General features: G+C 75.9%; 9 protein-coding genes. 1 reads left to right on the plus strand and 8 read right to left on the minus strand.

Features of this window, described 5'->3' with window-relative positions:
• Positions 1-433 precede the first annotated feature (433 nt).
• From rho to NOCJ54_RS0111470, 6 genes are all read right to left on the minus strand, one after another.
• The gene (gene rho / locus NOCJ54_RS0111445) at positions 434-2,191 is read right to left on the minus strand and encodes a transcription termination factor Rho (protein ID WP_084255095.1); all 1,758 of its coding nucleotides are present in this window, start codon (positions 2,189-2,191) and stop codon (positions 434-436) included.
• Positions 2,192-2,506: 315 nt separating this feature from the next.
• Complete coding sequence (gene thrB, locus NOCJ54_RS0111450; RefSeq protein ID WP_028655616.1) at positions 2,507-3,418, minus strand: homoserine kinase; 912 nt, start codon at positions 3,416-3,418, stop codon at positions 2,507-2,509.
• 4 nt (positions 3,419-3,422) lie between these two features.
• The gene (thrC, locus tag NOCJ54_RS0111455; RefSeq protein WP_051485753.1) at positions 3,423-4,508 is read right to left on the minus strand and encodes a threonine synthase; all 1,086 of its coding nucleotides are present in this window, start codon (positions 4,506-4,508) and stop codon (positions 3,423-3,425) included.
• The gene (locus tag NOCJ54_RS0111460; protein ID WP_028655618.1) at positions 4,505-5,815 is read right to left on the minus strand and encodes a homoserine dehydrogenase; all 1,311 of its coding nucleotides are present in this window, start codon (positions 5,813-5,815) and stop codon (positions 4,505-4,507) included. Before NOCJ54_RS0111460 ends, thrC begins: the two co-directional genes overlap by 4 nt.
• Positions 5,816-5,904: 89 nt before the next feature.
• Positions 5,905-7,998 carry an Ig-like domain repeat protein gene (locus NOCJ54_RS25300; protein ID WP_157514874.1) on the minus strand — a complete coding sequence of 698 codons (2,094 nt, stop codon included), beginning with the start codon at positions 7,996-7,998 and terminating at the stop codon, positions 5,905-5,907.
• The gene (locus NOCJ54_RS0111470; protein ID WP_028655619.1) at positions 7,995-9,680 is read right to left on the minus strand and encodes an Hsp70 family protein; all 1,686 of its coding nucleotides are present in this window, start codon (positions 9,678-9,680) and stop codon (positions 7,995-7,997) included. Before NOCJ54_RS0111470 ends, NOCJ54_RS25300 begins: the two co-directional genes overlap by 4 nt.
• Before the next feature lie 47 nt (positions 9,681-9,727).
• Here NOCJ54_RS0111470 and NOCJ54_RS0111475 point away from each other — a divergent pair, with 47 nt between their 5' ends.
• Positions 9,728-10,198: a nucleotide exchange factor GrpE gene (locus NOCJ54_RS0111475; RefSeq protein WP_051485755.1), complete on the plus strand. Its 471-nt coding sequence runs from the start codon at positions 9,728-9,730 to the stop codon at positions 10,196-10,198.
• A 19-nt stretch (positions 10,199-10,217) separates the two neighbouring features.
• Here the strand turns inward: NOCJ54_RS0111475 and NOCJ54_RS25305 are convergent, their stop codons facing one another.
• Entirely contained in the window at positions 10,218-11,570 is a 1,353-nt protein-coding gene (locus NOCJ54_RS25305; protein ID WP_051485756.1) for an MFS transporter, read from the minus strand.
• On the minus strand, positions 11,567-12,517 hold the full coding sequence (locus NOCJ54_RS0111485) for a zinc-binding dehydrogenase (RefSeq protein WP_028655621.1): 951 nt from the start codon (positions 12,515-12,517) through the stop codon (positions 11,567-11,569). The genes NOCJ54_RS25305 and NOCJ54_RS0111485 overlap by 4 nt, the downstream gene beginning before the upstream one ends.
• Positions 12,518-12,538 lie beyond the last annotated feature (21 nt).

The raw sequence follows: 12,538 nt of genomic DNA on the forward strand, positions 1-12,538 counted from the left end.
CGAGCCTCCCGCCGGTGGTTGAGGTGCGAGGCGCCCCAGCGCCGAGCCTCGAAACCAGCGGCCCCGGTGCACCCGACGAGCCGGGCACAGCCCGCCACCAAGGCCCGGAGGTTTCGAGGCTCGGCCGCGGGCGGCCTCGCACCTCAACCACCGGAGTCCGGCGAAGCGACCTCAAGGCTTGCCGCCAGGCGGGGGCGGGACCCACGCAAGGCAACCGCGCGCGCGGCAGCGTGGCGCTCGCGCCGAAGGCGCGTCGAGGGCAAGTGCGGGCCGAGCGCAGCGAGCGCCTGCGCGCCGCCCTCGACAGGCGACGCGCTCGTTGCCGGTCGAGCAGGTGACCCCCGCCGAGCTGGTGAGCAGCACCGACGTCTTGGGCAACGCCCTGGTGGCTGCCCACCAGCGCGGGGCGCCCAACCGGTGTCGGGCGACGCGCTCAGCGCGAGAGACGCAGCAGCAGCTCGTCGTTGGACTTGCTGTTGCGGACCATGCCGAGGAGCTGCTCGAGCGCCTCGGCGCCGTCCTTGCCGGCGAGCTCGGCACGGAGCTTGGCCCGCACGGCCTGCTCCTCCTTCGTGAGCAGCAGGTCCTCGCGGCGGGTACCGGAGGCGTGCACGTCGACGGCCGGGGCCAGGCCCCGGTCGGCGAGCTCGCGGGAGAGGTGCAGGCGCAGGTTGTCGGTGCCGGTGAGCTCGTCGAGCACCGCGTCGTCGACGACCGAGCCGTTGGTCAGCGCGGTGGCCAGGATCGTCAGCGAGCCGCCGTTGTCGATCTTGCGGGCGGCGCCGAAGAGCCGCTTCGGCGGGTAGAGCGCGGCCGCGTCGACCCCACCGGGCAGGATCCGGCCGCTGGCCGGTGCGGTGAGGTTGAACGCGCGGCCGAGGCGGGTCAGGCCGTCGATGAGCACGACCACGTCGTGGCCGAGCTCCACGAGCCGCTTCGCCCGCTCGACGGCGAGCTCGGCGAGCGTGGTGTGGTCGCTGGCCGGGCGGTCGAAGGTGCTGGCGACGACCTCGCCGCGGACGGCGCGCTGGAAGTCGGTGACCTCCTCGGGCCGCTCGTCGATGAGCACGACCATGAGGTGGCACTCGGGGTTGTTGGTCGTGATCGCGTTGGCGACGGCCTGCACGGTCGCGGTCTTGCCGGCGTCGCTCGGGGCGAGCACCAGGCCGCGCTGGCCCTTGCCGACCGGGGTCACCAGGTCGATGACCCGGCCGGTGACGGCGTCCGGGCCGGTCTCGAGGCGCAGCCGCTCGGTCGGCGAGACCGGGGTGAGCTTCTCGAACTCGACGCGGTTCTTCGCCTGCTCCGGGTCGACGCCGTTGACGGTGTCGATGCGGACCATCGGGTTGAACTTCTCGCGGCGCTCGCCCTCGCGCGGCTGTCGCACCTGCCCGACCACGGCGTCGCCGCGGCGCAGGCCGTACTTCCGGACCATCGACAAGGAGAGGTAGACGTCGTCGGCGCCGGCGAGGTAGCCGCTGGTGCGCACGAAGGCGTAGTTGTCGAGCACGTCGAGGATGCCCGCCGCCGGGACGAGGACGTCGTCCTCGCGGACCTCGGTGTCGGGCTCGCGGCCGCGCGAGGCACGGTCGCGGTCGCGGCCACGGCGGCGACGGTTGCGCCGGCTGCCGCCCTCGCCGTCGTCGTCGTGGTCGTCGTCCGCCCGGTTGTCGCGGTTGTCACGGTTGTCGCGGTTGCCGTCGTCCTGCTTCGGCTGGGCCTTCTGCTGGCCGCCCTGGCCGCCCTGCTTGCCCTGACCCTGCTTCTGGTCGCCCTGCTTCTGGTCGCCGGACTTCTGCTGGTCGCCCTGCTTCTGGCCACCCTTGCCCTGGTCCGCCTTGCCCTGGTCGGCCTGCTTCTGGTCGGCCTGCTTCTGGTCGGCCTGCTTCTGGTCGGGCTGGCCGTCCTTCTGGCCGTCCCTCTGGCGGTCGTCGCGGTTGCGCTGGCGCTGGCGGCCCTGGCGCTCGCCCTTGTCCTCGGACCCGCCGGGCTGGCCGTCCTTCTGGCCGTCCCTCTGGCCGCCAGACTGCTCGGACTTCTGCTCGGACTTCTGCTCGGCGGGCGCCTCGGGGAGGCTGCCCTGGCCGGCCTGCGCGGCCTTGATGGCGTCGACGAGGGCAGCCTTCTTCATGCTCCCGGCGCCCTTGATGCCCATGCCACCGGCCATCGCCTTGAGGTCGGCGAGCAGCATGGAGTTGAGTCCACCGGCGCGCTTCCTCGGCGCCTTGGCCGGGGCGTCGTCGCCCCCGGGGGCCTCGCCGGCAGCGGCGGTGGAGTCGAGAGTCTCGGTCACGTGAGCCCTTCCCACGGATACACGCACGTCCCGGCGGTCAACGGCACGGAACGGCAACTGGTTGGATCCGGCACGGACGACCGAGCGGGAGGAACCCGCGGGACCGGCACCGCGCCGGAGAACTGGCACGTCCCGAGGGACGCGCGGGCGCCGGGAACTGCGGCGCGCCGCCAATGTACCACCGACGGGACCGGCCGCAGGCGAGCCCGGCGTTCAGTCCGCGCGCGTGGCGCCCGCACTGCTGACGGCGAGGGCCCGCGCCCTCCAGCCGGCCGGACACCGGCGCAGCAGCGCGTCGGACTCGGGGGTGCCGGGGCCGTCGGTGAACGCCAGCACGGTCGGACCGGCGCCGGACACGATGGTGGGCACGCCGTCGGCGCGCAGGGCCGCGACGAGGTCGAGTGAGTCGGGCATCGCCGGGCGGCGGTACTCCTGGTGCAGCCGGTCCTCGGTCGCCCGCAGCAGCTGCTCGGGCCGGCCCGAGAGCGCTGCGACCAGGAGCGCGGCGCGGCCGGCGTTGGCCGCCGCGTCGTCGTGGGGTACGACGTCGGGCAGCAGCCCGCGCGCTTGCTCTGTCTCGACCGGGGTCGGCGGGACGAAGACGACCACGCCGACCCGCGGGTCGACGCTGCCGGGGACCGCCCAGAACGAGTCGTCGGGGTCCTGGCCGGAGATCACGAACCCGCCGAGGAGCGCCGGTGCGACGTTGTCGGGGTGTCCCTCCATCTGCGCCGCGAGGTCGAGCAGGCCGTCGTCGTCGAGCAGCAGGCGGCCGCCCGCGACCAGCTCGCGGGCGATCCACACGCCGCCGACGATCGCCGCCGAGGACGACCCGAGGCCGCGGGCGTGCGGGATGGCGTTGGTGCAGGAGAGCCGCAGGCCGGTGGGCTGCTGGCCGAGCCGCTCGAAGGTCGCCCGCATCGCGCGGACCACGAGGTGCCGCTCGTCGAGCGGGACCTGGCCGTCGCCGTACCCGGACACCTCGACGACCAGGCCCTGGGGCAGGACCTCCGCCTCGAGGGTGTCGCGCAGCTCGAGCGCCATGCCGAGGGTGTCGAAGCCGGGCCCGAGGTTGGCCGAGGTCGCCGGCACGGTGACCCGGACCGGGCCCTCCACGAAGGCCACTGGATCAGAGACCTGCGGCCGCGGCGGCCGCGTCCACGTCCGCGTCGACGACCAGCTCGGGCAGCTCGAGGCCGTCCAGCGCGGTCGCGATGTCCTTGAGACCGTGCCCGGTGACGGTGATCGCCACGGTAGAGCCGGCGTAGGACTCCCCCGCCTCCAGCTCGGCGAGCAGGCCGGCGATCCCGGCGGCGGAGGCCGGCTCGACGAAGACGCCGTCCCGGGAGGCGAGCTGCTTCTGCGCGGCGAGGATCTGCGCGTCGGACACCGCTGCGAACCGGCCGCCGGACTCGTCACGCGCGGCCTCGGCGAGCTTCCACGAGGCGGGGTTGCCGATCCGGATCGCGGTGGCACGGGTCTCCGGGTCGGGGAACGGCTCGCCGGTCACCAGCGGGGCGGCGCCCTCGGCCTGGAAGCCGCGCATGACCGGCTTCTTCGTGGCCCGGCCGAGTGCGGCGTACTGCGTGTAGCCCAGCCAGTAGGCCGAGATGTTGCCCGCGTTGCCGACCGGCAGCAGGTGGAAGTCGGGGGCGTCGCCGAGGAAGTCGACGATCTCGAAGGCGGCGGTCTTCTGGCCCTCGAGGCGGTGCGGGTTGACCGAGTTGACCAGGGCGACGGGGTACTTCCACGCCATCTCGCGCGCGATGCGCAGGCAGTCGTCGAAGTTGCCGCGGACCTGGATGACCTGCGAGCCGTGCAGCACGGCCTGGGCCATCTTGCCCGCGGCGATCTTGCCCTCGGGCACCAGCACGACCGGGGTGACGCCGGCCTTGGCGGCGTAGGCCGCCATCGACGCGGACGTGTTGCCGGTCGAGGCGCACACGACGGCGCGGGCGCCCTCGTGGACGGCGACGGACAGCGCGGTCGTCATGCCGCGGTCCTTGAACGATCCGGTCGGGTTGTTGCCCTCGACCTTGAGCCACACCTCGGCGCCGGTCAGGCCGGAGAGCCAGCCGCTGTGCACCAGCGGGGTGCCGCCCTCGCGGAGGGTCACCGCGGGGGTGTCCTGCGGGATGTCGAGGAGGGAGCGGTACTCCTCGATCACCCCGCGCCACTGTCCGTTGGCGACGGTCGGGCTGGTGGTACCGGTCATTCCTCGGCTCCCTCGACGCGCATCACCGAGGTGACCTCACGCACGATCTCCATGTCCCGCAGCCGCTCGACGGTCGCGGACAGTGCCGCATCCGTCGCCTCGTGCGAGACCACGACGAGCTGGGCGTCGTTGCCCCGGCCCTCCTGGCGGACGGTCTGGATCGAGACGCCGTGCTCGGCGAACGCCTGCGCGACCGCGGCGAGCACGCCCGCGCGGTCGTCGACGTCGATCGCGACGTGGTAGCGGGTGCGGGTCTCCCCCATCGGCAGCACGGTGCGGTCGGCGTAGGCCGACTCACCGACGCCGCGGGTGCCCTGGCGGTGGTTGCGGGCGACGGTGACCAGGTCGCCGAGGACGGCGCTCGCGGTCGGCGAACCGCCCGCGCCGGGGCCGTAGAACATGAGCTGGCCGGCAGCCTCGGACTCGACGAAGACCGCGTTGTAGGCCTCGCGCACGCTGGCCAGCGGGTGCGACCGGGGGATCATCGCCGGGTGCACGCGCACGCTGACCCCGGCCTCCTCGCCGGCCTCGTCGGAGGGGACCAGCTCGGCGATGGCGAGCAGCTTGACGACGCTGCCCATCTCGCGGGCGGAGCGCACGTCACCCGCGGTGACGTCGGTGATGCCCTCGCGGTGCACGTCGGCTGCGGTGACCCGCGAGTGGAACGCGAGGCTGGCGAGGATCGCGGCCTTGGCGGCGGCGTCGAAGCCCTCGACGTCGGCGGTCGGGTCGGCCTCGGCGTACCCGAGCGCCTGGGCCTCCTCGAGGGCGTCGGCGAAGCCGCTGCCCTGGGTGTCCATCTTGTCGAGGATGAAGTTGGTGGTGCCGTTGACGATGCCGAGCACCCGGGTCACCTTGTCGCCGGCGAGCGACTCGCGCAGCGGGCGCAGGATCGGGATGGCGCCGGCGACGGCGGCCTCGTAGTAGAGGTCGCGGCCGGCCTTCTCGGCGGCCTCGAAGAGGGTCGGGCCGTCCTCGGCGAGCAGCGCCTTGTTGGCGGTGACGACGGAGGCGCCGTTCTCCAGCGCGGACAGGATGAGGGTCCGGGCCGGCTCGATGCCGCCGATCACCTCGATGACGACGTCGACGTCCTCGCGGGCGACCAGCGCCGCGGCGTCGGTGGTGAGCAGCTCGGCGGGCACGTCGACCTCGCGCGGGGCGTCGAGGCGGCGCACGGCAACGCCGGCGAGCTCGACCCGCGCACCCACCCGGGCAGCCAGGTCGTCGGCCTGCTCGCCGAGGAGACGCACCACCTGCGACCCGACGGAGCCACAGCCGAGGACGGCGACCTTGAGGGGACTGTTCACGGGCCAACCCTATCGGCGCCCGGCCCCGGCCGAGCACCCGATGGCAGAACGCGGACAGCCCGCCCGCTCCCCCGCGCTCACGGCCGCCCTCACGTCGGTCGGGAGTACACCTCGGGCGAGACGCCGTCGTCGCCGCGTGCAGAGACGGCGTACACGGGGACCTCGCCGGGCGGGGCGCCACCGTCCTCGATCCCCGTCGCCCGGGTGCGCCCGACGACCTGCCAGCGTCCGTCGGGGGCACGGCGGGAGACCTTGAACTCCACGCCGGCAGGACCACGCCAGCGCACGTGCACCGAGCCGTCGGCGCCGCGCGCGGCGACCACGTCGCTCACCATGTCGACCGGTGCCGGGGTGCTGGCCGCCGCCGGCGGTGCGACCGGGGTGGGCGACGGGGCCGGGCGGCCCGTCCGGGACTCGGCGGAGGTCCGGCCGGGCTGGACGGCGACCACGACGTAGTCCGGCACGTCGCGGCTGGCGGGGGCGCCGCCGTCCTCGATCCGGGTGGCGGCGGTGCGGCCGACGACGCTGGTGCGTCCCCCGGGCTCCACCCGGCTGACCTTGTACGACGCCCCGGCGGTCGGCGACGGCTGCCACTCGACCACGACCGCTCCGGAGGCGTCGCGGCGCGCGTGCACGCTCCCCGGCGGGCGCAGCGGCAGCGCGGCGAGGGCCGCCACCGCCCCCGGGTGCTGGGGCCACCGCTCGAGCACCGCGACCAGCGCGGCGACCGGGTCGGGAGCGCTGCGGGCAGCGGCGGTGCGGGCGTCGGCCTCGGCGACCTCGGCCCGGGCACGGGCCAGCTCGGCCGCTGCTGGCTGGAGGCCGGCGGGTGGCGGCAGGTCGGCCGCCACCCGGGCGAGGTGCTCGAGGTGCTCGACGGCCTCGGCGAAGCGGCGGGCCCCGAGGGCGGCGGCCGCGGCGCGCCACTGCAGCTCGGCCTCGCGGACGGCCTGCTCGACCTCGTCGGCGACGGCGCGCAGGGGCGTCGTGGCAGCGGGGTCGCCGCTCGCGGACACCTGGCCGACCAGCCGGCGGGCCTCGAGAAGGGCACCGCGGCGCAGGGCTGCGCGGGCGGCGCGCAGGCCGGCCTCCCACGGGCGTTCGGCCGGGCGCGACGGGGCCGGCGGGGTCGACGGGTCCGACGAGGCGGGAGCCGGGGGCGGGGCGGGCCGGGACGGGCGCCGCGCGGACACCGGCTCCACCTCGACGTCGAGCTCGGCGGCGAGGCCGGCGATCGCCTCCCGGGCCCGGGCGGGGTCGAGGCCGAGCGCGAGCGCCTCCTCGTAGAGGTGCTCGTGGTCCTCGGCCGTCAGCCGGTCCTCGACGAGCGCCGCGGCACGGACCCGCGGACGCAACCGCACCTGCACGTCGACGAGGACCGCGTCGAGGTAGGCGTCGCGCATGACCGGACCGCGCTCGAGCAGCTCGGCGACGTGCACCATCAGCTCGTCGGCGACGGCCCGGACCCGCAGCGGCGGCAGCTCGCGGCAGCGGGCCCGCCACGCCTCGGCGCGGAGGGCGACCTCCGCGTCGTCGGCGCCCGGGTCGAGGCCGAGCAGCGCCAGCAGGGTCGGCGGCGGGGGCTGCTCCTCAAGCCGGCCGAGCTCGTCGAGCAGGTCGCGGACCTGCTGGCGCCGGTGGTCGCTGACCAGCGGCGCCGCCGGCGGCGGGGTCGCCGGGGCGGCCGGTGCGGGGTCGACGACGCGGTGCCGGCGCAGGCGGAGCTCGACCTCGGCGCGGGTGAGCCCGCCGAGCGCACCGACCTCCACGAGTCCCTCGAGCTTGTCGCGCGGGATGCCGCCGTGGCGCTGCACGAGCCGGGAGACGGCCTCGTCGAGCGGCTGGAACCGGGCGGCGTCGCGGGCCTCGCGCTGCCGGCGCACCTGCTCGGCGGCCGCGGCACGCCGGGAGGGGTCGAGCAGGTCGGCGCTGTTCTCGTCGTGCGTCGCGACGAGCAGGCCGACGAGCGTGCCGTACTTCGGGTGGTCGCGTTGGCGCTGCCAGAACCCCCACACCTCACCGACCCGGGTCGCCACGTCCTCCTCGCTCCACCGGGTGACGTCGTCGACGGGCACGTCGTACAGCTCGAACGGGTCGGAGGCCTCGAGGCCGCCGCGGCGGTGGACGGCGGCCAGCACCCGCTTGCGGTAGTCGTTGCCGTCGAACGGCGCCCGCACGCTCACGCGTCGCGCCGCCGCGTGCGCTGGAGCTGCTCGCGCTCGCGGGCCACCTCGGCCTGGGACAGCGTCGCGCCGGTCTGGGCGGTGAGCCGGAGCGGGATCCCGGCGTCGACGTGGTGGGCCAGCACGGTCAGCAGCCCGTCGAAGCCCATCGTGAACCGGACCTGCACCTCGCTGCCGGCGTCGTAGCCGGGAGGGATGCCCTCGATCATCCCGGCGACGAGCAGCTTCACGTCCTGCACGCGCATCGACTCGGCCTGGCCCTGCTGCTCGACGATGCGGATGTTGATGGCGTCCTGGTCCGGGCGCACGGTCCCGAACGAGCGACCCACGTCGATCGGCAGGCGGTCGTTGCGGTGGACCAGCCAGACCGGCTCGAGCTCGCCGGTGAGCGGGTGCGCGGCGAGCACCCCGAAGCCGCGGGAGACCACGGTGTCGACGCGGACCTCGATCGCCCGGCGCACCTGGGACAGCGGCTGGCCCAGCGCGTCGGCGACCCGCCGGCAGGCAGCGTCGAGGTCGTCGGGCGCGGCGTCCTCGATCCGCTCGCCCGCCCGCAGCCGGCCGCGCGTGAGCAGGTCGCCCTCGACGAGGCGCTCGAGCTCCTTCTTGGCACCGTAGAGCGCGGCCCCCTTGGCGACGGCGAGGTCGGGGTCGTGCAGCTCCGGCTCGATGCCGAGCTCCGCGCGCAGCGCCCGGGCGACCATCGGCATCCGCGACGACCCGCCGACCATGAGCACCCGGCCGACCCGGCCGACGCCGCGGCGGGCCGCCGCCTCGAGGCAGGACCGGGTGAGGTCGACCGTGCGGCGCAGCAGCGCCGAGGTCATGTCCTCCAGCTCGGCGCGGGTGAGCGTGACGGTCGAACGGGCGCCGTCGTGGCTGACGACGACCTCGGTGACCTCGCGCTCGGAGAGGTCGTGCTTGGCGCGCTGCGCGGCGAGCACCAGCTCCTGGCTGCCGGCGGAGTCGTCGAGCGGGTCCTCGGCGTCCGGGTTCTCCGCGCAGAACTGCCGCGAAAGGTGCAGGCAGATCCGCTCGTCCCAGTCGGCGCCGCCGAGCTGGTGGTCACCGTCCACGGCCAGCACCGAGATCCGCCGGTCGGCGAGCTCGATCACCGTGGCGTCGAACGTCCCGCCGCCGAGGTCGTAGACCAGGACGGTCTCGTAGTCCTCCCCCTTGCCGAGGCCGAAGGAGCCGTCGAGCCGCCCGAAGCCGTACGACAGCGCAGCGGCGATCGGCTCGGAGAGCACGTCGACGACGTCGAGGCCGGCGTAGGTGCCTGCGAGGGTGGTCGCTCGCCGCTCCTCGTCGCCGAAGTACGCCGGCACCGTGATCACCGCGGACGTCACCGGCTCGCCGGAGCCGAAGGCGGCGTCCTCGCAGACCGACTTCAGCACCAGGGACGACACGGCGGCCGCGGACCAGGTGCGCCCGTGCGCGACGAAGCGCCACTCCGAGTCGCCCATCCGGCGCTTCACCAGCGCGCACACGTGCTCGGGGTCGAGGCGCGCCTGACGGCGGGCGCCCTCGCCGACGAGGTGCTCGCGCCCGGAGGCGAAGAGGACCACCGAGGGGACCGTCGGCTCGCCGGTCATGCCGACGAGCACCTCGGGCCGACCGCCCGCGTCCGTCCGCGCGATCGCCGAGCAGGTGGTGCCGAGGTCGATTCCGTGGACGGCCACGGCGGCGAGCCTATCTGCGGGGGGTGCACGCTGGCTACGATTCGCGGATGTCCGAACCGACGCTGCAGGACCTCGCCGACGCCGTGGTCGACGTCGGCCGGCTGGTGGCCCGGCAGGCCGCCAGCATCGACAAGCTGGTCGACGACGGCCGGGCGGCCGCGGCCCGGGCCCGGGCCGGGGCCGACGTCCCGCTCCTGGTGGACCTGCTCGCCCTGCACCGCGACGCCAGCGCCTGCGCCGCCACCGCGCGGTCGCGCCGCGAGCGCGAGGCCTTCACGGCCGTCGCCGGCGGGCTCGAGCGCCTGATCGAGGGCCGCGGTGGCCGGCTGGTCGCACCCTCCCCCGGCGCCGTCTTCGACGCCACGACGATGGAGGCGGTCGAGGTGGTCGCGACCGACGACACCGCCCGGGACCGCACGGTCGCGGAGCTGGTCGAGCCCGGCCTGGTCGTCACCGAGCTCGGGCGGGCGGTGCGCCCGGCGCGCGTCGCCGTGCACCGCGCGGGCCGACCGGCCTGACCGGCCTGGGCCGGCCCGCTCAGTCCCGCAGCCGCGCAGCAGGCACCAGCGCCAGGAACGCCACGACGGCGGCCGCCAGGACCAGTCCGGTCGCCGCGGGCGCGGGCGCGGACTCGGCGAACGCTGCGAAGACGACCCCGCCGACGGCGACCCCGACGCTGTTGGAGAGGTGGTCGGCGAGCTGCAGCGAGGACGACGTGCGACCGGCCTCCCCCTCCGCGGCGGTGGCGAGGGCGAGGACGGAGAGAGTCGAGAAGGCCATCCCGATGCCCAGCCCGGCGACGCCCCACGCGGCGACCACCACCGCCAGCGGTACGACGGGCAACGAGACCGTCGCGAGGCCGAGGATGCCGCTGCCGAGGAGCAGCGCGCCGGCCCGCACCCGCCCCGGCTGGTCCGCGAGGAGCCGCCACCGGGCGGCCAGCACGGCGCCGGTCGACCAGGTCACCGCGCCAGTGGTGAGCACCCAGCCTGCCTGGGCCAGGCTCAGCCCCCGCTCCAGCACGAGCAGGAGCGGCACGTAGACCTCGGCCGCGGCGAACGCGGTGCCGATGGCGGCCCGGGAGCCGATCACCGCGGGCAGGCCGGCGCCCAGGCGCCAGGCACCGGCCGGGAGCACCCGGCCTGCGCCGGCCACCACCGCGCCGAGGCCGACCGCGACCAGCAGCGGCCACCAGGCCACGACCTGCTGGCCGCCGAGGCTGACTGCCAGCACACCGGCCGCTGCGGTGAGCGCCCACCGCAGCCTGCCGCGATCGCGGGCGTCACGGTCGGCGGCCGGCCCGGGGCGCGACGGTGCGTCGGCCACCAGCAGCCACGCCGCGACCGCGACGGCCGGCACCCCGAGGAACACCCAGCGCCAGCCCACGAGCTCGGCGACCTGCGCGGCGAGCAGCGGACCGACCAGCGCCGGCAGCACCCACGCGGTCGTCAGCACCGCGAACACCCGCGGCCGCATCGCCTCCGGGTAGGCCTGCGCGATCACGACGTAGAGGGCGACGCCGATCAGCCCGCCGCCGTACCCGTGCACCAGCCGGCCGAGGACGAACAGCGGCATCGTGGGCGCCAGCCCGGCCACCGTGACGCCGGCGCAGAAAACCAGCAGGCCGCGGCGCAGCACCGGCGCGGGCCCGAGCCGGTCGACCTGCACGCCGCTGGCAGCGAGCGCCACGACGCCGGCGGCGAGCGGCGCGGCGAACGCGACGGCGTACCAGCTGAGCCCGTCGAGGTCGGCCGCCACGTCGGGCATCACCGTGGCCACGGCGAGCGCCTCGAAGGCGAAGAGGAAGGCCAGGGCGAAGACCCCGACCGTCGTGCGGGCGTAGCGGCCCCGCCACGGTGAGCCCACCGCGGCGTCGACGACCGCCGTCACCGGCCGACCACCAGGACGACCTTGCCGACCGCGCGGCCGGCCTCCAGCGCCTCGTGGGCGAGTGCGGCGTCGGCGAGCGGGTGGACCGTGCCGACGAACGGCACCCGGGACCCGTCGGCCGCGGCCTCGAGCGCGTCCTTCTCCAGCTCCGCCACCCGGCTGGTGATCGCCGGGCCGAGGACGTCGACGACCTCGCGGTCCGCCTCGTCGTAGCCCTCGCGGTCGCCGGAGAAGCGGACGGTCCGGCCGCCGGGCTCGAGCATCGCGTGCAGGGCGCGCGGCAGGTCGCCGCCGACGCCGTCGAGCAGGACGGTGAGCCGCGGCTCGGCGGCGCGCAGGACGTCCGGCCAGGCGGGGTCGCGGCGGTCGACCGCCGTGTGCGCGCCGAAGCGGCGCACCACCTCGAGCTTGTCGCCGCTGGCCAGGCCGACGACGCGGGCACCGGTGTTGCGGGCGCCCTGCAGGAGCAGGGTCCCGAGGCCGCCTGCGGCCGAGGTGACCACGACGACGTCGTCGGCGGTGATCCCGGCGAGGTCGAGGATGCCCGCGGCCGTGCGCCCGGTGCCGATCGCCGCCACGGCCGTCGCCGCGTCCATCCCCGCCGGGCGCTCGCGCACCCGGTCGACGTCGGCCAGCACCAGCTCGGCGTAGCCACCGCTGCCCTGCGGCCCGAGGTGTACGACGACCGGTCGGCCGAGCCACGCGGAGGTGACCCCGTCGCCGACCCGGTCCACGACGCCGGCCACCTCCCGGCCGGGCACCACCGGCAGGGCCGGTGCCGCCACGGTCGCCGGCCCCTTGCCCGCGCGCAGGTAGGTGTCGAGCAGGTGCACGCCGGCGACCTCGACCGCGACCCGGACCTGGCCGGGACCCGGCTGGGGGTCGGGCAGCTCCTCGAGCTGCAGGACGGACGGCGGGCCGTAGGCGTGCTGTCGGATCGCGTGCATGCAGCCATCCGACAACCTCAA

This window comes from Nocardioides sp. J54 (assembly GCF_000519005.1).
Lineage (GTDB): Bacteria > Actinomycetota > Actinomycetes > Propionibacteriales > Nocardioidaceae > Nocardioides.

Excerpts from the sequence above, each read along its gene's own strand:
- rho (WP_084255095.1), bottom strand. The coding sequence starts at position 2,191 with ATGCTGCTCGCCGACCTCAAGGCGATGGCCGGTGGCATGGGCATCAAG.
- thrC (WP_051485753.1), bottom strand. The coding sequence starts at position 4,508 with ATGACCGGTACCACCAGCCCGACCGTCGCCAACGGACAGTGGCGCGGG.
- NOCJ54_RS0111475 (WP_051485755.1), top strand. The coding sequence starts at position 9,728 with ATGTCCGAACCGACGCTGCAGGACCTCGCCGACGCCGTGGTCGACGTC.
- NOCJ54_RS0111485 (WP_028655621.1), bottom strand. The coding sequence starts at position 12,517 with ATGCACGCGATCCGACAGCACGCCTACGGCCCGCCGTCCGTCCTGCAG.